This is a genomic window from Neorhizobium galegae bv. orientalis str. HAMBI 540, assembly GCF_000731315.1.
GTDB lineage: Bacteria > Pseudomonadota > Alphaproteobacteria > Rhizobiales > Rhizobiaceae > Neorhizobium > Neorhizobium galegae.
On record NZ_HG938354.1, the window covers coordinates 123333 to 145640 of the forward strand.

24 protein-coding genes and 1 riboswitch are annotated in these 22308 nt (G+C 62.7%); of the genes, 17 read left to right on the plus strand and 7 right to left on the minus strand.

The window, feature by feature from the left end:
* Nucleotides 1-9 precede the first annotated feature (9 nt).
* Nucleotides 10-576 carry a TetR/AcrR family transcriptional regulator gene (locus RG540_RS23125; RefSeq protein ID WP_041363880.1) on the plus strand — a complete coding sequence of 189 codons (567 nt, stop codon included), beginning with the start codon at nucleotides 10-12 and terminating at the stop codon, nucleotides 574-576.
* Nucleotides 577-695: 119 nt separating this feature from the next.
* On the opposite strand, the gene RG540_RS23130 is transcribed toward RG540_RS23125, so the two are convergent.
* Entirely contained in the window at nucleotides 696-1349 is a 654-nt protein-coding gene (locus RG540_RS23130; protein WP_041363883.1) for a glutathione S-transferase family protein, read from the minus strand.
* Between the two features lie 221 nt (nucleotides 1350-1570).
* On the opposite strand from RG540_RS23130, the gene greA reads away from it, so the two are divergent.
* The 8 genes from greA (at nucleotide 1571) to RG540_RS23170 (ending at nucleotide 9441) form a co-directional block, all read left to right on the plus strand.
* Nucleotides 1571-2053, plus strand: a complete 483-nt coding sequence (greA, locus tag RG540_RS23135; RefSeq protein WP_041363884.1) for a transcription elongation factor GreA — start codon at nucleotides 1571-1573, stop codon at nucleotides 2051-2053.
* Between the two features lie 125 nt (nucleotides 2054-2178).
* Nucleotides 2179-3111 carry an MYG1 family protein gene (locus tag RG540_RS23140; protein WP_041366235.1) on the plus strand — a complete coding sequence of 311 codons (933 nt, stop codon included), beginning with the start codon at nucleotides 2179-2181 and terminating at the stop codon, nucleotides 3109-3111.
* Between the two features lie 95 nt (nucleotides 3112-3206).
* Nucleotides 3207-4430: a LysR family transcriptional regulator gene (locus RG540_RS23145; protein WP_041363887.1), complete on the plus strand. Its 1224-nt coding sequence runs from the start codon at nucleotides 3207-3209 to the stop codon at nucleotides 4428-4430.
* Nucleotides 4431-4728: 298 nt separating this feature from the next.
* Nucleotides 4729-5907, plus strand: coding sequence for an ABC transporter substrate-binding protein (locus RG540_RS23150; RefSeq protein ID WP_041363889.1), 1179 nt, complete (start codon nucleotides 4729-4731; stop codon nucleotides 5905-5907).
* A 177-nt stretch (nucleotides 5908-6084) separates the two neighbouring features.
* Nucleotides 6085-6942: a branched-chain amino acid ABC transporter permease gene (locus tag RG540_RS23155; protein ID WP_041363891.1), complete on the plus strand. Its 858-nt coding sequence runs from the start codon at nucleotides 6085-6087 to the stop codon at nucleotides 6940-6942.
* Nucleotides 6939-7976: a branched-chain amino acid ABC transporter permease gene (locus RG540_RS23160; RefSeq protein ID WP_040124002.1), complete on the plus strand. Its 1038-nt coding sequence runs from the start codon at nucleotides 6939-6941 to the stop codon at nucleotides 7974-7976. The genes RG540_RS23155 and RG540_RS23160 overlap by 4 nt, the downstream gene beginning before the upstream one ends.
* A complete protein-coding gene (locus RG540_RS23165; protein WP_041363893.1) occupies nucleotides 7976-8725 on the plus strand; it encodes an ABC transporter ATP-binding protein in 750 nt (249 codons plus the stop codon). Before RG540_RS23160 ends, RG540_RS23165 begins: the two co-directional genes overlap by 1 nt.
* The gene (locus tag RG540_RS23170; protein WP_041363895.1) at nucleotides 8722-9441 is read left to right on the plus strand and encodes an ABC transporter ATP-binding protein; all 720 of its coding nucleotides are present in this window, start codon (nucleotides 8722-8724) and stop codon (nucleotides 9439-9441) included. The genes RG540_RS23165 and RG540_RS23170 overlap by 4 nt, the downstream gene beginning before the upstream one ends.
* A gap of 104 nt (nucleotides 9442-9545) precedes the next feature.
* Here the strand turns inward: RG540_RS23170 and RG540_RS23175 are convergent, their stop codons facing one another.
* Genes RG540_RS23175 through RG540_RS23185 form a run of 3 tightly spaced genes read right to left on the minus strand, consistent with a single transcriptional unit; the run spans nucleotide 9546 to nucleotide 12505 of the window.
* Nucleotides 9546-10298, minus strand: coding sequence for an ABC transporter ATP-binding protein (locus tag RG540_RS23175; protein WP_041363897.1), 753 nt, complete (start codon nucleotides 10296-10298; stop codon nucleotides 9546-9548).
* Nucleotides 10292-11362, minus strand: coding sequence for a FecCD family ABC transporter permease (locus RG540_RS23180; RefSeq protein WP_041363900.1), 1071 nt, complete (start codon nucleotides 11360-11362; stop codon nucleotides 10292-10294). The genes RG540_RS23175 and RG540_RS23180 overlap by 7 nt, the downstream gene beginning before the upstream one ends.
* A 6-nt stretch (nucleotides 11363-11368) precedes the next feature.
* Complete coding sequence (locus RG540_RS23185) at nucleotides 11369-12505, minus strand: ABC transporter substrate-binding protein (protein WP_041363901.1); 1137 nt, start codon at nucleotides 12503-12505, stop codon at nucleotides 11369-11371.
* Between the two features lie 114 nt (nucleotides 12506-12619).
* On the opposite strand from RG540_RS23185, the gene RG540_RS23190 reads away from it, so the two are divergent.
* The 8 genes from RG540_RS23190 (at nucleotide 12620) to RG540_RS23225 (ending at nucleotide 19817) form a co-directional block, all read left to right on the plus strand.
* The gene (locus RG540_RS23190; protein ID WP_041363904.1) at nucleotides 12620-13405 is read left to right on the plus strand and encodes a class I SAM-dependent methyltransferase; all 786 of its coding nucleotides are present in this window, start codon (nucleotides 12620-12622) and stop codon (nucleotides 13403-13405) included.
* A 308-nt stretch (nucleotides 13406-13713) separates the two neighbouring features.
* On the plus strand, nucleotides 13714-14229 hold the full coding sequence (locus tag RG540_RS23195; protein WP_041366236.1) for an invasion associated locus B family protein: 516 nt from the start codon (nucleotides 13714-13716) through the stop codon (nucleotides 14227-14229).
* A 66-nt stretch (nucleotides 14230-14295) separates the two neighbouring features.
* A complete protein-coding gene (locus RG540_RS23200; RefSeq protein WP_041366237.1) occupies nucleotides 14296-14538 on the plus strand; it encodes a type II toxin-antitoxin system VapB family antitoxin in 243 nt (80 codons plus the stop codon).
* Nucleotides 14538-14930, plus strand: coding sequence for a type II toxin-antitoxin system VapC family toxin (locus RG540_RS23205; RefSeq protein WP_041363905.1), 393 nt, complete (start codon nucleotides 14538-14540; stop codon nucleotides 14928-14930). Before RG540_RS23200 ends, RG540_RS23205 begins: the two co-directional genes overlap by 1 nt.
* 671 nt (nucleotides 14931-15601) lie before the next feature.
* Entirely contained in the window at nucleotides 15602-18178 is a 2577-nt protein-coding gene (locus RG540_RS23210; RefSeq protein WP_369418027.1) for a response regulator, read from the plus strand.
* Between the two features lie 102 nt (nucleotides 18179-18280).
* Nucleotides 18281-18907 carry a hypothetical protein gene (locus tag RG540_RS23215; RefSeq protein WP_051909711.1) on the plus strand — a complete coding sequence of 209 codons (627 nt, stop codon included), beginning with the start codon at nucleotides 18281-18283 and terminating at the stop codon, nucleotides 18905-18907.
* Between the two features lie 82 nt (nucleotides 18908-18989).
* Nucleotides 18990-19322: a type II toxin-antitoxin system PrlF family antitoxin gene (locus RG540_RS23220; protein ID WP_244446746.1), complete on the plus strand. Its 333-nt coding sequence runs from the start codon at nucleotides 18990-18992 to the stop codon at nucleotides 19320-19322.
* 3 nt (nucleotides 19323-19325) lie between these two features.
* Nucleotides 19326-19817, plus strand: coding sequence for a type II toxin-antitoxin system YhaV family toxin (locus tag RG540_RS23225; protein ID WP_041363909.1), 492 nt, complete (start codon nucleotides 19326-19328; stop codon nucleotides 19815-19817).
* Nucleotides 19818-19825: 8 nt separating this feature from the next.
* On the opposite strand, the gene thiD is transcribed toward RG540_RS23225, so the two are convergent.
* Genes thiD through thiM form a run of 3 tightly spaced genes read right to left on the minus strand, consistent with a single transcriptional unit; the run spans nucleotide 19826 to nucleotide 22082 of the window.
* Nucleotides 19826-20629 (minus strand): bifunctional hydroxymethylpyrimidine kinase/phosphomethylpyrimidine kinase, encoded by an 804-nt coding sequence (thiD, locus tag RG540_RS23230; protein ID WP_041363912.1) that lies wholly within the window; start codon nucleotides 20627-20629, stop codon nucleotides 19826-19828.
* Entirely contained in the window at nucleotides 20626-21264 is a 639-nt protein-coding gene (gene thiE / locus RG540_RS23235) for a thiamine phosphate synthase (protein ID WP_041363915.1), read from the minus strand. Before thiE ends, thiD begins: the two co-directional genes overlap by 4 nt.
* Complete coding sequence (gene thiM / locus RG540_RS23240) at nucleotides 21261-22082, minus strand: hydroxyethylthiazole kinase (protein ID WP_080725057.1); 822 nt, start codon at nucleotides 22080-22082, stop codon at nucleotides 21261-21263. Before thiM ends, thiE begins: the two co-directional genes overlap by 4 nt.
* A gap of 38 nt (nucleotides 22083-22120) precedes the next feature.
* Nucleotides 22121-22216: riboswitch (TPP riboswitch) on the minus strand.
* Nucleotides 22217-22308: the final 92 nt, after the last annotated feature.

Here is a 22308-nt window from a genome sequence, read left to right on the forward strand (position 1 = left end):
AGGGGTGCGATGCGAGCCGACGCCAAAAAGAACTACGAGCAGCTACTCGCCGTCGCTCGTCACGTTGTCACGGAACAGGGCGCCGACGCGTCGTTGCGCGACGTTGCTCGCAAGGCGGGCGTAGGGCTTGGCACGCTTTATCGCCACTTCCCGACCCGGGAAGCGCTGCTTGAGGCCTTGCTTCGCACGAAGTTCGACGAGTCGGCGCAAAGGGCGAGTGAGCTTGAAACGTGGGACAATGCCGGAAACGCCCTCGTGACATGGCTGCGAGAGGCCATCGCGATGACCCACACCTATAGGGGCGCCATTGCGCCGATGGTTGCGGCAATCGTTGATGAAGGCTCCGCGCTCCACGCCTCATGCGTCAGCTTGCGCGCAGCCGGCACGCGGCTTCTTGTCCGTGCCCAGGCGGACGGCGTGGCGAGAGGCGACATGGATGGCAATGACCTGTTCGCGCTGATCAGCGCCCTGGCGTGGCTCGCCGACCAGCCTCCGCTTGTGCCGCGCGCGGATCATCTTTTCCACGTTATATCGAGCGCGATCCTGACGGATCGACAAGAGCCCGCTATTCCTTGAGAGCGAATACGCCATCGGAACGCATGAATGTGACGATGTGCGCGCGCCATCGACCAGGCCGATGCCGGGTTTCAATGGGACGCCGGCGATTGGTGCTTGCGACCGAAAGCAGCCCGTTGTCAGACGGCTGATGCTGCTTTGAACACCGCCAGCTGGGCCTCGAAAGCCCGTTTGTAGGCGGGCCGTGCTTCGGCGCGGGCGATATAGGCGGTGAGGTTTGGGTAGTCGTCCAGCATATCCGACGATGCTTTCAACCTCAGCAGCACCGTCACTATCAGGAGGTCGCCGGCGCTGAACGCACCATCGAGCCAGTCGGCGTCGCCAAGGTGGCGGGAAAGGTCGGCCAGCCGGTTCCGGATGGTGCCGTCGAGGGCGCGCAAACGCTGCTCGTACCAGGGCTCGTCACGCTCGAGGATCCGGACGAGGCTGCGGTCAAAGATCGGTGGCTCCACCGTGTTGAGCGCGGCAAACATCCATGCGATCGCCCGCGCCCGGGCATTCGCATCGTCCGGCAGCAGGCCCCCATGCCGCTCGGCGATATGGAACGCGATCGCCCCGGATTCGAACAGGACGAGATCGCCGTCTTCATAGGTCGGAATCTGCCCGAAAGGCTGAAGCGCCAGATGCGCGGGTTCCTTCATTGCCTTGAACGACAGAAGACGAACGTCGTAAGGCTGGCCCGCTTCTTCGAGCGCCCAGCGAACGCGCATGTCGCGCGCCAGCCCTTTGCCGCGATCGGGCGACTGTTCAAAGGCGGTAATGGTAATCGTCATCGGTGCTCTCCGTAGCTTGTTTGTCTTGAAGACGGTCGGCTAAACGGGATTCCGACACCCTTTGCCCAAGATAATCCTTGCAGTCGGTCCAAATACAGATCCGCAGAACATGGATCGAGTTTGGCGGTTCGTCCATTGTCGTCGTATGCATGGTTCTGACAAAGAGGTGGGCGACCGCTCATCGATCGCAGGAGGCCCTGCAAACAGACGGAGTTTTAAGATTGAGCGTTGCCTTCACCAAGGAAGAGAGTTCCGAAACCGCTTCGGAAACCCTGCTGCCGGATCGTCCGATTTCGCCGCATCCGAACCTTGTGACGGAAGCGGGGCTGAAGGCGCTGGAACTGCAGCTCGCGCAGGCACGCGAGGCCTATGGCGCGGCGAGCGCGATCGAGGACATCAATGAACGGCGGCGTCAGCAGGCAAATCCGTTGCGCGACGCGCGCTATTTTGCAGCAAGGGTGTACACGGCCCAGCTCGTCCCGGATCCGACTTCAATCGACAATGTCGCCTTTGGCAGCACCGTGACCTTCAGCCGCGACGATGGGCGCGTCCAGACCTACCGGATCGTCGGAGAGGATGAAGCGGACCCCAAGGCCGGATCGATTTCCTTCGTTTCACCGGTCGCAAGGCTGCTGATGGGCAAGGCTGTCGGAGATGTCGTCGAGGCCGGCGGTCAGGAGTTGGAGATCCTTGCAATCTCCTGAAATGCTCATATAGCCGCTGTATACGTGTTCAAACGGGCGAATGACGGGTTGAGCAGGCGTTCGGCAATGGCTATCAGGTGCTGACCGCAAACGAACCTTCCGCGAACCACAAGGCGCATCCCGGCATGACCCCAGATTTCCTCGTCACCCATTCGGGTGGCTTCCATGCCGACGAACTGCTGTCGAGCGTCGTCCTGAGCCGGCTTTTCCCAAAGGCTCGGATCGTTCGCAGCCGGGCGCCGGAATGGATCACGCCTGGTGCCGACCGCATCATCTATGACGTCGGCGGCGCCTATGACGCTGCGGCGCAGGTCTTCGATCATCACCAGCGCGGTGCGCCGTTGCGCGGGGACGGCCAGCCCTACAGCTCGTTCGGACTGGTCTGGAAACATTACGGCCGCGATTACCTCGCCGCCCTCAGCCTTCCGCAGGCCCATATCGAGGCTCTGCACGCCTCTTTCGATGCGAACTTCGTGTTGCCGATCGATCTGATGGACAATGGTGCGCTCAGCCCCTCCATTGCGGGGCCGCTGGCCGGGCTCACTCTGCCATCTCTCCTGGAAACCCTGAAACCCGTGTTCGACGAAAAAGACCCGGAAGCGGAAAACGGCAGTTTCCATGCGGCACTTGCCATTGCCCGCAGTTTCGTCGAGGCAAGGATTGCCCAGAGCGCTGCCAAACTGCGGGCCGAGGCGCTCGTGCATCAGGCCATCGTGGATACGGGCGAGGGGCGCATTCTCGAATTGCCGACGGGAATGCCGTTCCGCCCGGCGATCATCAAGGCGGGCGCAAATCATTTGTTGTTCGTCGTTCACCCGCGCGACAAGGATTGGTGCCTCACGACCATCCGCCGTGCGGATGAAGGTTTCGAGGTGCGCGCCGATCTGCCGGCAGCCTGGGCCGGCCTGACCGATCGCGATCTCGAGGCAGCCTGCGGCGTCGAGGGCGCGAGCTTTTGCCATAATGGCCGGTTTATTGCGGCTGCCAGGACCCGCGAGGCGGCGCTCGCCATGGCCGAGTTGGCGGTCCGGGAAGCCGTTTCCAACGGGGCCAGCTAAGGGCGACAAGGGACGGGCGGCAGCCGAGGAAGCTCCCTCGAGGGAGGGCGGGCTTCCGCTTCCGGCATCAGCCAGATGTGCTAGAACAGTCCATCATGAGTTCCTCGCGGCCCGCTTCGTCATCGACGATCCTGCATCACAGCCTCAGGCATCTGAGGGCGTTCCTCGCGGTCGTCGATACCGGCTCGGTGACAAAGGCGGCGGAGCTCTGCTTCGTCTCCCAGCCGGCGGTCACCCAGGCGTTGTCGAAGATCGAAAAAACCGCCGGCCTGCCGCTGTTTTCCCGCACGCCGCAGCGGATCTTTGCCAATGGCGCTGGTGAAATCCTGGCGCTGCGCATCAAGCGCGCCTTCGCATACCTCGATCCCGCGCTGTCGGAACTGTCGCCGAGACTGCGGGTGACGGCGACGACCGCGCAGCTGAAATCGCTGATCGCGGTCCGCGAAACCGAGAATTTTACGCTTGCGGCGGCCCGCCTTGGCCTCAGCCAGCCGGCGGTCTATCGCGCAGTCAGCCAGCTCGAAGAGGAGGCGGCGCGTTCGCTGTTCGAACGGACGTCCTACGGCATCGTCGCGACGCGCGCGGCTCATGCTCTTGCCCAGGCGGCAAGGCTTGCCTTCATCGAGCTGGAACAGGCGGATGCGGATCTTGCTGAACTGACGGCGGCCGAGATCGGCCAGATCGTCATCGGCGCCACCCCGCTTGCCAAATCCTATGTGCTGCCGAAGGCGATCGCCGGTTTCCGCAAGATCCGCCCGAACTTGCCGATCCAGATCCAGGAGGGGCCTTACCCAGACCTGCTGGGTGCGCTTCGCCGCGGCGAGGTGGATTTCATGCTCGGCGCGCTTCGGGTGCCGGCGCCGATCGGCGATGTGGAGCAGAAGGTGCTGTTTCACGACACGGTGGTCATGGTTTCGGGCCAGGCGCATCCGCTGGCCGGCCGGGAGGAACTGACCGTCGAGGAGCTTGCGGCCTTCCCCTGGGTCGTCAACCAAAGCGGCACACCGATGCGCCGGTATTTCGACAGCGTTTTTACCGGTTCTCCAAGCGGGCCGCCGAAGAGCATCGTCGAAACCGGTTCGCTGATCCTGATGCGCGAGCTTCTGGATTCCAGCGACCATCTCGGCTGCACCTCCCGTCTTCAGGCGGAAGCGGAGATCGCCCGCGGGCTGATGCGGGCGTTGCCGTTCGATCTCAGCCACACGTCGCGACCAATCGGGGTGACGACGAGAAGGGACTGGCTGCCGACGGCAGCGCAGCAGGCGTTTCTGGAACTTCTGCCGACCTGGTCCGAGCGCCCGGCCGATCGATCGCTATAACCAGAACTTATAAGTCCGGCAGATGAACTGATTAAGCCTGAAGACGCAGACGGGCTAATGTGCAAATGCGCCAGATGGGTGGAGAGATTGGCGTTTGGGGCGGGCATCGCGATGTTCCGCCCTCTGGAGGTTAACGAAAAGTTGAAAACCGCGGGACGCCAAAGCATCCTGACCCGTTGACTGACATATCGACCGCCTACGATATAGGCTACCGGTTATGACAGGCCCGGGCTGAAGCCCGGATGCTGTCCGGCAAGACGTCTATAAGAAAATTTAGCGCTCTGAGGAGGAGGGAAGCATGCTCAATAGAAGAACGCTCATCGCAGCGGCAGGCGTGGCGCTCAGCTGCCTGGCTGCCATTCCGGCCGCCGCCCAGGAAACCATCAAGATCGGCCTCATCCTGCCGATGACCGGTCCGTTCGCATCGACCGGCCGCCAGGTTTCGGCCGGCGCCAAGACCTTCATGGCGATGAAGGGCGACACCGTCGCCGGCAAGAAGATCGAACTCGTCATCCGCGACGACGCCGGCACGGCCGACCAGACCCGCCGCATCGCCCAGGAACTGGTCGTCAACGACAGCGCCAAGGTTCTGGCCGGTTTCGGCCTGACGCCGCTTGCCATGGCGGTTGCGCCGGTCGCCACCCAGGCGAAGATCCCGTCGGTGGTCATGGCAGCCGGCACGGCTTCGATCACCAAGGCGTCGGAATACATCACCCGCACCTCCGGCACCCTGCCGCAATATTCGCTGCCGGTCGGCACCTGGGCTGCCGCCAACAAGATCAAGAAGGTGGTGACGCTTGTTTCCGACTACGGCCCGGGCATCGACGCCGAAAAATGGTTCACCAAGGAATTCAAGGCCAAGGGTGGTGAGATCGTCGAGGCCGTGCGCGTGCCGCTCGCCAATCCCGATTTCGCACCCTTCCTGCAGCGCGTCCGTGACGCCAAGCCCGATGCGGTCTTCGTGTTCCTGCCGTCGGGTGCCGGTTCGCTGTTCATGAAGCAGTTTGCCGACCGCGGCCTCGCCGATGCCGGCATCAAGCTGATCGCGACAGGCGACGTGACCGACGACGATATCCTCAACTCGATGGGCAAGCCGGCAATCGGCACCATTACCGGCCATTTCTATGCGACCGCGCATGACAGCCCGGAAAACAAGGCCTATGTCGCTGCCTTCAAGAAGGCCAATGCCGACATGCGCCCGAACTTCATGTCTGTCGGCGGTTTCGACGGCATGGCGCTGATTTACGCAGCGCTCGAAAAGACCAAGGGCGATGTCACCGGCCCAGCCTTCATGGCAGCCGTCAAGGGCCTTTCCTGGACGAGCCCGCGTGGTCCCGTCTCGATCGACCCAGAAACGCGCGACATCATCCAGAACATCTACATTCGCGAGGTCAAGGACGTGAACGGCGAGCTGCAGAACGTCGAGTTCCAGACGTTCAAGGATCTCAAGGATCCGGAAAAGGCCGACGCGAAGTAAGGGCGCTTTGCAAACGGACGGCGGTAGACAGCTTCCGCCGCTTCCGGTGCAAAAAATCCTGGCATCCTTGTTCTTGACCGCAGTCTCCTGAGTGGGAATGTTAGGATCTGTTGATCAGTAAACGGGCGCGCGGCCGCGGGCGGAAAAACCCGGCGGTCGCTCTCAAAGAAGAGCCAAATGCTTACAATCCTGTTCGACGGCATCGCCTATGGGATGCTGCTTTTCATTCTGGCCTGCGGGCTGACGGTGACGCTCGGTCTGATGAACTTCATCAACCTGGCGCATGGCGCGTTTGCCATGGCCGGCGGCTACGTGACCGTGGTGATGATGAACCGCTACGGCATCTCCTTCTATTGGTGTCTGCCGGCGGCTTTCATCGTTTCGGCGCTGATCGGCCTCGTGCTGGAACGGACGCTCTACCAGTGGCTCTACCAGGCAAGCCATCTGGACCAGGTGCTCTTCTCGATCGGCATCGTCTTCATGGCGATCGCCGCGACCGACTACTTCATGGGCGGCCAGCAGCAGCTGATCAACCTGCCGCCGGAGCTCTCCGGCCGCATGGATGTGTTCGGCGTCGGCGTCGGTCGTTACCGGCTCTTCACCATTATCGTCTGCGCGGCACTAGCGCTTGCGCTGCAGCTCATCCTCTCGAAGACCCGCTTCGGCAGCCGGCTGCGCGCAGCCGTCGATGACCGGCGCGTCGCCATGGGCCTCGGCATCAACGTGCCGCTCGTCTTTGCGTTGACCTTCGCCTTCGGTTCGGGCCTTGCCGGTCTCGGTGGGGCGATGGGCGCGGAAATCCTCGGGCTCGATCCGAACTTCCCGCTGAAATTCATGATCTACTTCCTCATTGTCGTCTCGGTCGGCGGCACGTCCACCGTCTCCGGTCCGTTCCTCGCCGCCCTGCTGCTCGGCATTGCCGACGTGGCCGGCAAATATTACGTGCCGGCGATCGGTCCCTTCGTCATCTACGCGCTGATGATCGTCATGCTGATCGTGCGGCCGAACGGCCTGTTCTCAAGGGGTGGCCGATGAGCGTTCTTCCGCAGGAAACCACCGTGTCCGCAAATTCCTCCACCGCTGCAGCGGAAACCCGTGCTGCCAAGCTGATGAAGCGCCGGAGCCGCATCCGCTTCTACGAGATCATCGTCTGGATCGCCGCGATCGCCGCTTATTTCCTGCTGCCGTCGAAGATGCTGATCCTCACCGAGATCGCCATCCTGGCGCTGTTTGCGGTGTCGCTCGACCTGGTGCTCGGGTTTGCCGGCATCGTCTCGCTCGGCCATACCGCCTTCTTCGGCCTCGGCGCCTATGTGGCGGGCCTGATGGCGCAGCATTATTTCGCCGAACCGGTGACCGGGTTGATCGTCGCGGGCGTTGCCTCCGGCGTGCTCGGCCTGCTCACCAGCTTCCTGATCCTGCGCGGCTCCGACCTCACCCGCCTGATGACCACGCTCGGCATCGGCCTGATGATGGCGGAAGTCGCCAACCAGATGGCCTGGCTGACGGGCGGCGCCGACGGCCTTTCCGGTTTCTCGCCCGGTCCGATCCTCGGCATGTTCGAGTTCGATCTGTTCGGCAAGGTCGGTTATCTCTATTGTGTCGGCGTGCTCTTCATCGGCACGATGATCATGCGCCGCATTGCCTTTTCGCCGTTCGGCCTGTCGCTGAAGGCGATCAAGGGTAACTCGATGCGCTCCGCGATGGTCGCCGTGCCGGCGCGCAAGCGCATTGTCACCGCCTATACGGTCGCGGCCGTGTTTGCCGGCATGGCGGGGGCGCTGCTCACCCAGACGACCGCTTTCGTCTCGCCTGACGTGCTTGCCTTCCATCGCTCGGCCGACGTCCTGCTGGTGCTCGTCATCGGCGGTACCGGCTATCTCTATGGCGGTATCTTCGGGGCGATCCTGTTCACCCTGGTCAAGGACTGGCTGTCGGTGATCACCCCGCAATACTGGATGTTCTATATCGGCATGCTGCTCGTCATCCTGGTGCTGGTCGGCCGTGACCGGCTGTCGCGCTGGGTCGAATACCTGCCCGAGCGCCTCTCGAAAAAGGAGGACCGCTGATGAGCGAGATCGTTCTCGAAACCAGGCACCTGGTGCGCCGCTTCGGCGCCTTCCTTGCCACCAATGACGTCAGCCTGAAGGTGGAGCGCGGCGCCCGCCATGCGCTGATCGGCCCGAACGGCGCCGGCAAGACGACGCTGATCAACCTCCTGACCGGCGTGCTGCCGCCCTCGGAAGGCCAGGTCTTCCTCGAAGGCGAGGACATCACCTCGATGGCCTCGTTCCGGCGGGTCAAGCGCGGGCTTACCCGCACCTTCCAGATCAACCAGCTGTTCAACGAGTTCACGCCGCTCGAAACCGTGGCGCTGGCAATCGCCGAGCGCGAGGGCGTCGGCCACAATCTGTGGCGGTCGATTGCCGGTTGCGGCAAGGTCGTCGACGAGGCGGCAGCCCTTTTGGCGCGCTTCGGGCTTGCCTCGGTGATGGGCGAGCGCACCGTGATCCTGCCCTATGGCAAGCAACGCCTGCTCGAGATCGCGCTGGCTTTTGCGTCGAAGCCCCGTGTCCTGCTGCTCGATGAACCGGCGGCCGGCGTGCCCGAAGACGAACGGCACGAAGTGCTGCAGATCGTCTCCGATCTTCCCGCCGACGTGACGGTGCTGCTGATCGAGCACGACATGGATCTGGTGTTCTCGTTCGCCAACCGGATTTCGGTTCTGGTGGCGGGCGCCGTCTTCGTCGAAGGAACGGTTGCGGAAATCTCCACCGATCCGCGCGTCAAAGCGGTCTATCTCGGAGAAAATGCATGAGTGCCCCGGTTCTGGTCACCGAAAAGCTGGTCGCGGGTTATGGCGAGGCGAGCGTGCTTGCCGGCATCAGCCTGACGATCCGGGAAGGCCGCACCCTGGCGCTGCTCGGCCGCAACGGCACGGGCAAGACGACTTTCGTCAATACGCTCGCCGGCGTCACCACCCATCATTCGGGGTCGATCCACCTGATGGGGCGCGACGTCACCAAACTGCGCGCCGACCGACGTGCGGCGGCGGGAATCGGCTGGGTGCCGCAGGAGCGCAACATCTTCAAGTCGCTGACCGTCGAGGAAAACATGACGGCGATCGCGCGCCCCGGCGTCTGGACGCTGGAGCGGGTCTATACGATGTTCCCGCGTCTCAAGGAGCGCCGCAAGAACCTCGGCAACCAGCTCTCCGGCGGCGAGCAGCAGATGCTGGCGGTCGGGCGGGCGCTGATGGTCAATCCGAAACTGCTTCTCCTCGATGAGCCGACCGAGGGCCTGGCGCCGATCATAGTCGACGAACTGCTCGCGGCGATCCAGCGGATCACGCAAGGCGAGGGCATGTCGGCTATCATCATCGAGCAGAAGGCCCGTAAGGTGCTGCCGCTCTCCGACGATGCCGTCATCCTCGATCGTGGCGCGATCGTCTACCAGGGCACCAGCGCCGACCTGCTCGCCAATGACGAGATTCTCGGTCGGCATCTGACCGTGGAAAAGGGTGTCCGGCACTAGTTCGGGAAGCGCTAGCGGCTTTTTATCGCCGACGTGCTGTGCGGTTTGGGCGCCTGATCGCGCTCAAGCCGCACGCAGCGCCAGGCAGCACATTCAGCGGCTGCCTAATGCGCCGTCCCGTCGACGATCACGTGGTCGTGGTCCATCGAGCATTTCTCGATGCGGGCATGCACCCTGTAGACGTCCCGCAGCATGTCGACCGTGACGACGTCGCGCGGGTAACCGCAGGCGCGCATGCGGCCGTTGGCGATCACCAGAACCTTGTCGGCAAAGCGGAGCGCCTGGTTGAGGTCGTGGATGGCGATCATCACGACCATGCCCTTCGAGCGCGCCCGGCGCTGCATGAAATCGAGCACTTCGACCTGCCGGTGAAGATCGAGCGCGCTGGTCGGCTCGTCCATCAGCATGATTTCCGGTTCGCGGACGAGTGCCTGGGCGATCGACACCAGCTGGCGCTGACCGCCGGAGAGCGCACCGAGATCCCGAAACGCGATGGCGGTGATGTTGAGCGCCCGCATGATTTCGTCGATGAACGAGAGGTCGCTGTCGCTGACGCTCCAGGACTGGCCCTGCTTGCGGGCGAGAAGAATGGATTCGTAGACGGTCAGCACCGCATTGGCCGAAGTGTCCTGCGGCATGTAGGTGATGGCGTTCTTGGTCCTGGCGCCGTCGATGACGATATTGCCCGGCCCCTTCAGGAGGCCCGTGATGCGCTTGAACAGCGTCGACTTGCCGGCAGCGTTGGGGCCGATGACGGCGATCAGCTCGCCGGCCTTCATGACTGGCGTCGTCACGTCTTCCACGAACAGCTTGCGGCCGTGATAAGCGCCGACCGATTGCAGTTGCATCGCTACCATGACCGGCTCCGATTCGAGAGGATGAGCGAGAAGAAGAATGGAACACCGACCAGCGCCGTGATGATGCCGATCGGAAAAACGACGCCCGGAATGATCGACTTCGAGACGATCGAGGTGAGCGACAGCAAAAGTGCTCCCGACAGGATCGAGCCCGGCAGGAAAAAGCGCTGGTCTTCGCCGAGGATCATGCGGGCGATATGCGGGCCGACCAGGCCGACGAAACCGATCGTGCCGACGAAGCTGACCGGCACGGCTGCGAGCAGCGAGATGATCAGCATGGTTTCGAGCCGGATGCGCCGGACATTGACGCCGAAGCTCGCCGCCTTGTCCTCACCGAGCCGGATGGCGGTCAGCGCCCAGGCGTGGCGGGCAAACAGCGGCAGCGCGATCAGCAGGACGGCGAGCGTGATGCCGATCTTCGGCCAGGTTGCCTTGGTGAGGCTGCCCATGGTCCAGAAGACGACGGCCGACAGCGCCTGCTCGGAGGCGAGATATTGCAGGAAGGCGAGCAGCGCGTTGAAGGTGAAGACCAGCGCGATGCCGAGGAGGACGACCGTCTGCACCGAGACGCCGCGCATCTGCGAGATGAAATGGATGAACAGCGTGGCGATCAGCGCCATGATGAAGGCATTGACCGGCACGAGCAGGGTGGCCGCAACCGGCAGGATGGAGACGCTGGTGACGATTGCCAGCGCTGCGCCGAAGCTGGCGGCGGCCGAGATGCCGAGCGTGAACGGGCTGGCGAGCGGGTTGGCAAGAATGGTCTGCATCTGGGCACCGGCAACCGACAGCGCGGCGCCGACGACGATCGCCATGACGGCGACCGGCATGCGGATATCCCAGACCACGGCACGGATCTGGGCCGAGACGGAGGAGGGGTTGATCAGCGCGGCGACGACTTCGCCGAGGCTGTAGCGGGCTGGCCCCCAGGCGAGATCGACGGCGAACGACAGACAAAGGGCGGCTGTCATGGCAGCGAGGATCACAAGCTTGCGGCGGGCGAGGGCGCGATAGCGCTCCCGCCCGGCTTCAGCTTCGATCGGCAATGCGGCGATCTCGGCCATATCGGGTTACTTTGCCGCCCTGGCGTCGACCCAGTAGCCCGGCTGATACGGAACCGGCAGGAATTTCTCGTGGAATTCCTTGAAGGTCGCATCCGGGTCGAGATCGGCGAACAGCTCCGGGTGGAACCATTTTGCCATCCGCTGTACGGCCACGAACTGATAGGGGCTCGTGTAGAACTGATGCCAGATGGCGTGGACATTGCCTCCTGCGACAGCCCTGGAGCCGGTGAAGGCCGCATTCTGCATCAGGGCGTCCAGCGCCTTGCGGCTGCCGTCGAACGCGGGGGCCGCGTTCGGGCCGACATTCACAAAATCCTTGGCGTCCTTGGTCTGGCTCCAGTTCGAGCCGGTGACGACGACGACATCCGGATTGGAAGCGACGACCTGCTCGGCATTGATCGAGCCGGTATAGCCCGGAAGGAAGTCCGAACCGAGGTTATGGCCGCCGGCCCAATCCACCATCAAGCCGAAATTGTCGGGACCGAAGGTGCCGCAGCACTCGACCAGACCGGCCGCCCGATACATGAAGACATTCGGCTTCTTCGGGTTGGCGGCCTTCAGCTTGTCGGTAACGCGGGCCATCTGCTGCTTCCAGTAGGCGGCGACGGCTGCGGCGCGATCCTCGTGGCCGAAGATCTGGCCGAGAACCTTGAGGCTCGGCTCGGTATTGTCGAGGATGTGTTCGCGGAAGTCGATATAGACGATCTTCACGCCGATCTTGTTCAGCATGTCCTCGAGCTTCACCTCGTCTGCGGCCTTCTTGTTGCCGATCGGCAGCAGCATGACGTCCGGGTTCAGCTTGACGACGGTCTCGGTCTGCAGCGTGCCGTCGGTCAGGTTGCCGAGGAACGGCAGTTCCTTGCCCTTCGGGAATTTCGCGAGATAGGTGTCGTAGCCATCCTTGTCGGTGGTCAGCAGGTCGTTGCGCCAGCCGACGATCCTGGCGAAAGGATCTTCCTTTTCGATCGGGGCGACCGAATAGAGCATCCGGCCTTCACCGAGAATAACGCGCTCGACCGGCTTGTCGAACTTCACCTCACGGCCAGCGACGTCCTTGACGGTGAACGACTGCGCCAGCACGGAAAACGGTAGAAGGCTTGCAAGCACAACCGTTGATGTTGCAAGCATTTTCGCGAAATTCATCTGGAAACTCCCCCGATGTCTGATAATGTCCGCATGCATATGAAATATGACTTTTGGAATCAAGTTCTATGTTTTAGAGCTTTTCCAAAGTAGTCTGACTATCGGGGCGCCTAAATGAATTCGATGAACTCCAACTATTCCATCCGTGACGAAATCCGCGACTTCTGGTCGGAGAGGGCGGCGACGTTCGACGAGAGCGTCGGCCACGAAATCTTCTCCGAGGAAGAACGCAAGGGCTGGCAGCGGCTGATCCGCAAGCATCTGGGCGATGGCACTGGCCGCGCCGCTCTGGATCTTGCCTGCGGCACCGCCGTCATCTCGCATCTGATGAACGACGTCGGTTTCAAGGTCACCGGGCTTGACTGGTCGGATGCGATGCTGGGCCAGGCGCGCGCCAAGGCGAAGAAACGCGGTGCCGATATCCGTTTCGTGTCCGGCGACGCGGAAAATACGATGGAGCCGAAGAACAGCTACGATGTCATCACCAATCGGCATCTGGTCTGGACGCTGGTCGATCCGCCAGCCGCTTTCGCCGAATGGTTCTCCGTCCTGAAGCCGGGGGGTAAAGTGCTGATCCTTGATGGCAACATGGGCAAGGAGACCTGGGTCAAGGGCCTGCAGAAACTCTGGTCCAGGGTGACCGGCAAGCCGGCCGCAAGCCACATGACGCCGGCCATGGCGGCACGTCACCAGAACATCCGCTCGCGCGTCTATTTCTCGGACGCAATGCCGGCGGAAGCGGTGGTCGATCTTTTGACCAAGGCCGGTTTCGTCAACATCGTGGTCGACCGCAAGCTGTCCGACATTCATTGGGCCCAGGCCCGCAAGATGCCGTTCCTGCGCGGCCTGGAGCGCATGGTGCAGGAACGCTTCGCGATCTGCGCGACGAAGCCGGAATAACCTGCCGATATGAGGTGGCCCTGGCGGCCACCTTTCAATCTACCGCAAATATGCACAGCATTTATGGTCGCCTGACATGATTGTGACCGGGCTGTGACCGCGGGCATTAACCTTTGACCGCTTTCCCCGAAACCCGGGGGAAGCGCAAAGCAACGCGGATCACGATCCGGCCTCATCCGGGCCTCGCGAGTGCCTCGTTTCGGGACGTGCGCCCGATGCAATTAACCTTGTGATAACCGATCGATTTTTGAATGGGCTATCTTCTGCGCGCGGCCATCGCCGCCGCGGCTCCCTCGCCATTTCCGACCATGGAGACAAGATTGTCCATCAAGCTTTTCGCCCTTTCCGCACTCGCTCTTTCCACAATCGCAGCACCCGTCCTTGCCCAGCCCATCCCGAGCATGGTGAAAAAATTCGACGCCTGGGGCCTCTATTCCTACAAGGGCGACGGCGGCACGACCTGCTACGTGCTGACCACGCCGACGCAGATGCAGCCCGCCAATGTCGATCACGGCGACAACTTTTTCCTCGTCGCGCCAAAGCCTTCCGGATCCGGCTTCTATCCGCAGGCGATCATGGGTTACGACCTCAAGGGCGGATCGCAGATGACGGTCACCGTAGACGGCCGAACCTTTGCCCTGGAGCCGAAGGGCAATTCCGGCTGGACGAAACAGGAGAGCGCCGATGCCGCTCTTGTCGCGGCGATGAAATCGGGAAGCAGCATGACGCTCGAAGCGGTCTCCCAGCGTGGCACGCAGACCAGCTACACGTTCTCGCTTTCCGGCGTGAGCGCGGCATTGACCCAGGCGGGGCGCTGCGGCTGACAGGGTTTCGCTCGCGTTGTCATGGCGGATGTGCTATCTGTCATGACAACGATTGGAGCGATTGCCATGAACCTGCAGATACGGGATCCTCGTGCCCGAGAACTCGCGGAGCGGCTTGCCAAAAAACGTAAGGTTAGCATGACCGAGGCGGTGATCGAGGCGCTTGAGGAGAAGCTTTCAAGAGAGGAGCAGGCGGAAGCGCCCCTTCAGGAACGTGTGATGAAAATCGTCGATCGCCTTCACGCCATCAAGGGTGGAGAGGGGCGGGATATGACCAAGGAAGAAATCGACGAGATGTGGGGTCACTAGTGTTCGTCGATACCTCCGTCATCGTCGCGATCTTTTCCAAGGAGGAGGATGCGCCAACTTGGATAAGCAAGATCGAAGCGGCGGAGAACCTCTGCACCAGTGCTTTGGTCGTGCTTGAGGCTGCCATGAGGCTGTCGACGAAGCTCGATGAGGATCCCCTCGTCATTGAGCACGGCCTATCTGATTTCTTCAAAGAGACGAAAATAAAGATCGTCCCTATCGAGGAAGCCGATGGCGAGCTGGCGATCCGGGCTTTCCGGGATTACGGCAAGGGCAGGGGACATCCGGCACAGCTCAATCTGGCCGACTGTCTCTCTTATGCCTGCGCCAAAAACCGAGGCCTGTCGCTGCTCTACAAGGGCGCCGATTTCGCACGTACGGACCTTGCCTGAAGTCCTTCGGACTACGTCGAAAATAGGCCTCGGCGCCCATGGCTTTTTCGTGGCAATGCCCTAATTGACGATTGTCAAAAAGGCTGTCTCAGGTGATCGTTGTCATGTAAGACGGCAGCATAGCGCCGATCGCCGCCGAAAGCCCGATGATGAATCATTCGACTGCCGAGACAGCCTTTCTTTCCCACAGCGGCAAAATGGCCCGTCTTATTTCGGCTTTCAATTGGGCAGGCACTTCGCTCGGGCCGATCGCCACCTGGCCGCAGAGCCTCAAGACCACGATTTCCCTCATGCTTCGTTCGCCGGTCCCGATCGTCACGTTGTGGAACGAGGACGGCGTGATGATCTATAACGACGCCTATTCCGATTTTGCCGGAAGGCGCCATCCCGGCATCCTCGGATGCAAGGTGCGCGAGGGCTGGCCTGAAGTTGCGGACTTCAATGACAACGTCATGAAGGTCTGTTTCGCAGGCGGCACGCTTGCCTATTCCGACCAGGAAATGGTCCTCGACCGCTCCGGCACGCCGGCCTCCGCCTTCATGAACCTCTACTATTCTCCAGTCTATGACGAGGCCGGCAAGCCTTTCGGCGTGGTGGCGATCGTCGTTGAGAATACGGCCAAGGTGCGCGCCGAGCGGCGGCTTCTGGGCGAAGGCGAGCGTCTGCGTCTGATGTTCGATCAGGCTCCGGGCTTCATGGCCATGGTGACCGGACCGGACCATGTTTTCGAAATGGCGAACGGCGCCTATATGCGCCTCGTCGGCGGTCGGGACCTGCTTGGGCGCCCCATCCGCGAAGCCCTGCCGGAAGTGGCCGAACAGGGTTTTTCCGACCTGCTCGATGAGGTCCGCAGAAGCGGCCGTCCCCATCTCGGCCAGGGTGTGAGCGTGATGCTGGCGCGCCGGCCCGGTCTGCCGCCGGAAGAGCGTTTCGTGGACTTCGTCTATCAGCCGATCGTCGACGATGCCGGCCACCCGGCCGGGATCTTCATCCAGGGCAGCGATGTCACCGATCAGAAGAAGGCGGAGATCGCGCTTCTCAAGGAAACCCGGCATCTGGAGGTGCTGAACCGGCTCGGCGCAGAACTTTCCGCCGAACTTGACCTCGAAAAGGTGGTGCAGATGACCACCGACGCCGGCGTCGAACTGACTGGCGCGCAGTTCGGAGCCTTCTTCTACAACGTGGTCAACGACCGCGGCGAAAGCTATATGCTCTATGCGCTGTCCGGCGTTCCCCGGTCGGCATTCGAAAATTTTCCGATGCCGCGCAACACGGCCGTTTTCGCGCCGACATTCAGCGGCGAGGGCGTCATTCGCTCCGACGATATCATGGCGGATCCGCGCTACGGCCGGAACGATCCGTATTTCGGCATGCCGAAGGACCATCTGCCGGTGCGCAGCTATCTGACGGTTCCGGTGATCTCGCGCTCCGGCGAGGTGATCGGCGGCCTGTTCTTCGGACATGCCGAGCCGGCTCAGTTCCGCGAAGAGCATGAGCGGCTGGTGGTGGGGGCCGCCGGCCAGGTGGCGATCGCCATCGACAATGCGCGGCTTTTCCGCGCCGCGGAACGCGACCTCGCCGAACGCCAGCGCGCCGAAGAGGCGCTACAGGTGCTGAATGCCAGCCTCGAACAGAAGATCGCCTCCGAAATCTCCGAGCGCATGAAGATGGAAGAGGCGCTGCGCCAGAGCCAGAAGATGGAAGCGCTCGGCCAGTTGACAGGCGGTGTCGCGCACGATTTCAACAACCTGCTGCAGGTGATCTCCGGCAATCTTCAGCTTCTCGCCAAGGACGTCGCCGGCAACCAGCGGGCCGGCCGCCGGGTGGAAAATGCGCTTGCCGGCGTGCAACGCGGTTCCAAGCTCGCCAGCCAGCTGCTCGCCTTCGGCCGCCGCCAGCCGCTGGAACCGAAGGTCGTCAATATCGGCCGGTTCCTGACCGGCATGGAAGAACTGCTGCGCCGCACGCTCGGGGAGGATATCGAGGTCGAGACGATCCGATCCGGCGGCCTCTGGAACGTGCTGGTCGACCCGACCCAGATCGAGAATGCGCTCCTCAACCTCGCGATCAATGCGCGCGACGCGATGGAAGGCGGTGGCAAGCTGACGATCGAGGCGGGCAACGCCTTCCTCGATGACAATTACGTGCGCCAGCATGCGGACGTGCCGGCCGGCCAATATGTGATGATGGCGGTGACCGACACCGGCACCGGCATGACGCCGGAGGTGATGGAACAGGTGTTCGAGCCGTTCTTCTCCACCAAACCTATCGGCAAGGGCACGGGGCTTGGCCTTTCCATGGTCTACGGTTTCGTCAAGCAGTCCGGCGGGCACGTCAAGATCTACAGCGAACTCGGCCAGGGAACGACCGTCAAGATCTATTTCCCGCGCATCCAGCGCAGTGAGGATCTGGTGACCGACGCCGATTTCGGCCCGGTGACCGGCGGCACGGAAACCATTCTGGTGGCGGAGGACGACGAGCAGGTGCGCGCCACGGTCATCGAGCTGCTCGGCGATCTCGGTTATGCGGTGCTGAAGGCCAAGGACGCGGCGGGCGCGCTGAGTATCATCGAAAGCGGCGTGCCGGTCGATCTTCTGTTCACCGACGTGGTGATGCCGGGGCCACTGAAGAGCACCGAGCTTGCCAGGCACGCCCGCGAGCGGATGCCGGATATCGCCGTGCTGTTCACCTCGGGTTATACGGAAAACTCGATCGTGCACGGCGGCCGGCTCGATTCCGGCGTCGAGCTGCTGTCGAAACCCTATACCCGCGAAGCCTTGGCGCGGAAGATACGCCATGTGCTGAACGGCCAGCAGCATCGCAACCGGGTGAGGGCGTCGTTCGCGGCCAAACCTGCCGCCCCGGTGATCGGGCAACAACCGGTCAAGCCGCATTATTCCGTGCTGCTGGTCGAGGACGATTTCCTGATCCGCATGAGCACGGCCGATCTTCTGACCGAGCTGGGCCACGAAGTTTCCGAAGCCTCGACGGCGGAGGAGGCGATCATCATGATAGAGGAGCGCAGCTTCGACGTGGTGGTCACCGATCTCGGGCTGCCGGGTCTCTCCGGCGGCGAGTTCGCGCAACGGGCGCGCAAGTTATCTCCCGATGTCGGCATCGTGTTCGCGACCGGCAACGACCGCATTCCCGACGAGGCGGCAGTAGAGGGCGCAGTGCTTCTGAAGAAGCCTTACGGCAGCCAGGAGATCGCCGTCGCCTTCGAGAAGATCACCACCCAGAAGGGTTGAAGGTTCACCGAACTACACGAAGGGATCGAGAAGCGTCAATTTTCATTGATTGGCCGAGTGTGGCTCCCCCGGCCTAACATCGCGGCAAATGGAGATAGACACATGTCCCGACGTCGCCTGCCGAAAATCGCCGCACTGCTTGCCCTCGGACTATCCGCTTTCCTCGCCACCATCTCGGTTGTCGATGCCCAGAGCGCGCGCGTTCGCGTCCGCGGAACGATCGTCTCGCTGGACGGCTCGGTCCTCAACGTCAAGACCCGCGAAGGGACCATGGCCGCCGTCACGCTCAATTCCGGCCTGATGGTTTCCACCGTCGTCAATGCCTCACTCGACGACATCAAGCCCGGCGACTATGTGGGCGTTGCCTCCGTGCCAAAGGCCGATGGTGGCGACGGCGCATTGGAAGTTCTGGTCTTCCCGGCGGCGATGAAGGGAACCGGCGAGGGAAGCTTCGCCTACGACCTGAAGCCCAACAGCACGATGACCAATGCGACGGTTTCGAATGCCGTAAAGGCCGTGGAGGGACGCGAACTGACCCTCACCTACAACGGGCAGGAAAAGAAGATGGCGGTCCCGGCCGGCACGCCGGTGGTGACCATCGCCTCTGCCACCTCTGCCGACCTCGTCGCCGGCGCACCCGTCATCATCAATTCCGACAAGGCCGCCGACGGCTCCCTTTCGACCGCCCGCGTCATAGTCGACACCAAGGGCGTCGTGCCGCCGATGTGACCGGCGGCGGCTACAGGAGCGCCGAAAGCTTCCCTTCTTGACGAAGTAAGGATTTTTCCTTACTTTCGAGGGATAGGAGTTAATGATGGCGACTGTATTCAAGGAAGTCAGCACGATCACCGCCAAGGGCCAGACCACGGTTCCCAAATCCGTCCGTCAGGCGATGGGTCTGGATTACGGGGATCGGATCGTCTTCCAGGTCGATGACGAGCACGGCGTTTCGATTGTCCGGGAAGCGGCGGATCAGCCCGACCCGGTGGTCGACAGTTTTCTCGCCTTCCTGGCCCGCGACATGGAAACCCGGCCGGAGGCGCTTTCGACGCTGCCACCGGCTTTGGTTGATCGCATGACTGCCCTGACCAAGGGCATGAAGATGGACCTAGATGCGCCGATCGACGGCGAAGTCGATCTCTAGCCTATGCTGGTGATCAACGGCTGGACCATCCTCGCGCATCCGCTCTTCCTCGATCAGCTGGAAAAGCTGACGCTCGCCGTCGAGCGATCAAGGGACAAGGATCCCGAACACTATCAGGCTACCGCCAATGCCAAGCTGCTTGCCGCCTTGTCGGATCTGGTTTTCAAGATCATTCCGGCCGACCCAACGCTGGCGGCCTATCGCCAGGGTGGCACTCTCGGCGAAGGCCGGAAACACTGGTTTCGGGCGAAGTTCGGGGGCCAGCGTTTCCGTCTGTTCTTCCGCTGCAGCAGCGAAGCGAGGATCATCATCTTCGCCTGGGTGAATGATGAAAACACGCCGCGCACCTATGGCGCAAAGACCGATGCCTATGGGGTGTTCCGGAAAATGCTGTCCGGCGGCAACCCGCCCGACGATTGGGCCGCTTTGCTGAAGGCGGCCTCCGCAGAAGATGCAAAGGCGCGTTTCACCGCGGCGGAGAAGACTGCCGAATAGCTGCCGTCTCACCACCACTCGTAAAAATGCGATACCGGCCCGTGGCCGGTGCCGACCGTGAGGGTGTCGGCGGCGGCGATCGCGCCGGCGAGATAGGTCTTGGCGATCGCAACCGCTTCTGCCGGGAAAGCGCCCTTGGCGAGTTCGGCGGCAATTGCGCTCGAGAGCGTGCAGCCGGTGCCGTGGGTGTTGCTGGTCGCGGTGCGTCTGCCCTCGAACCAGTGGATGCCGGTGGCGTCTGCCAGCACATCCGGGCTGTCCTCGCTGTCCAAATGACCGCCCTTCACCAGGACTGCCTTGGGCCCGATCTTCAGCAGCCGCTCAGCCTGGGCCGCCATCTCTTCGCGGGTCGTGGCGATCGTTTCGCCGAGCAGCGCTGCGGCTTCCGGCAGGTTGGGGGTGACGACGGTGGCGAGCGGCATCAGCTTGTAGGTGACGGCGTCCACCGCATCGAGTGCCAGCAGCGGCGAGCCGCCCTTGGCGATCATGACGGGATCGAGCACGATCGGCACGGTATCGCGATAGAGGCGCAGCACGTCGGCAACTGCCTCGGCGATTTCGGCATTGGCGATCATGCCGATCTTCACCGCGTCGACCCGCACGTCGAGAAAGATGGTGCGGATCTGGTTTGCGACGAAGGCGGCGGGCACCGCATGCACCCCGGTGACCCCTTGGGTATTCTGGGCGGTCAGCGCGGTCAGCGCCGCCATGCCATAGGTGCCGCGGGCCGCAAAAGTTTTCAGGTCCGCCTGGATGCCGGCGCCGCCGGAAGGGTCCGAACCGGCGATCGACAGGACGTTTTTGATGCTCATGTGCGTGCCCTTTCGATTTCCGCGGCAATTCGGCGGGCGGCGGCTTCCGGATCGGGCTGGCCGCAGATGGCGGACACAACGGCGATGCCCTTTGCGCCGGCGGCGAGTGCGGGGCCGGCATGTTCCGCCTTGATGCCGCCGATCGCGACCGCCGGAACCGGCGCCATGGCGACAATGCGCGCGAGGCCGTCAAAACCGATCGGTTGCTTGTGGTCGGGCTTCGTATTGGTCGCAAACACCGGACCGATGCCGACATAATCGACGATCGATGGGTCCACCCGCCGCGCCAGGTCCTCGGTTTCGACCGAGAGGCCGAGGATCATGCCATGGCCGGCACGCTGCCGGGCCATCACTGCCGCCATGTCGCTCTGGCCGACATGCAGGCCCTCGGCGCCGATCGCGATTGCTGCCTCCACGTCGTCGTTGATGATCAGGGGCACGCCGGTGCCGGAAAGTACCGCCTTCAGCGCCCGGCCGGTTTCGATCAATTTTGCCGTATCCGCCTGCTTGTCGCGCAGCTGGATCATGGTGACGCCGCCGGCGACGGCCAGCCTTGTCGTCTCGATCATGCCGATCTCGCGGCAGAGATCGGGATCGAGGACGAGGTAGACGGAAAGGTCGAAGATCTTTTTCATGCTGCGACGATCCTTGCCTTTGCATCGAGCGTCTCGCCAGTCAGCGCCGCGAGACGGTCGAGGAAGATCGGCGAGAAGAAGCCGGGACCGGAGGCGGTGAAGGCCGCTTCCTCGCCCGCGACCGCGAACATCGCGAGTGCGGCGAGTGTCGCCTCGAAGGGGTCGTCCGTGGTCGCAGCAAAGGCGCCGACCAGGCAGGTGAGCGAGCAGCCGAGCGCGGTGACGCGCGGCATCAGGGCAGAGCCGCCGAGGATGCGGACCGAACGTCGGCCGTCGGTGACGAAATCCACCTCGCCGGTAACAGCCACCACGCAAGCCTTCTGCTGGGAAATGGTGATTGCCGAGTCTTCCGCTGCCGAGACGCTGTCGCCGCTGTCGACGCCATGGCCGCTCGACTGGCTGCCGGCCAGCGCGATGATTTCCGAGGCGTTGCCGCGGATGATAGTGGGCCGCAGTTCCATCAGCTCTGCAAGCGCCGCGCGACGATAGGCGGTGGCGTAATGGGCGACGGGGTCGAGCACCCATGGCCTGCCAGCTTCTGCGGCGGCCGAAGCTGCCGCCTTCATGCCGGCCAGGAAATCCGGCGACAGCGTGCCGATATTGATCGTCAGAGCCGCCGCGATGCGGGCGAACTCGCCGGCTTCTTCCTTGGTGTGCACCATGGCGGGCGAGGCGCCGGCCGCAAGCATCACGTTGGCGGCAATGTTCATCGCCACGAAATTGGTGATGTTCTGAACGAGTGGGTTTTTCGCGCGCATCGCGGTCAGCAACAGGCCGGGGGTTTGTCCAAGGAGCCCAAGGGGCATTGTCGTCTGCATGTCTGCCTCGTTCGGCGGGGCAGGCGCGGGGCGCAATGTTGAACGCCCGGACGACTCCCTCCGCCAGCATGATCTGGTTCAGGTTCTAAGGGTGCTTCTCAGCCCGGTTTTGCCGGACGCCCCTGTCTTCACCATGGCTTACAGCAAAGATAATGCGCTTCGCCAGTGATTTTTTCTGATTTTGGGCCTTGCAGCTCTAGTCGCTAGAGGTTGTAGAGACGGGGCT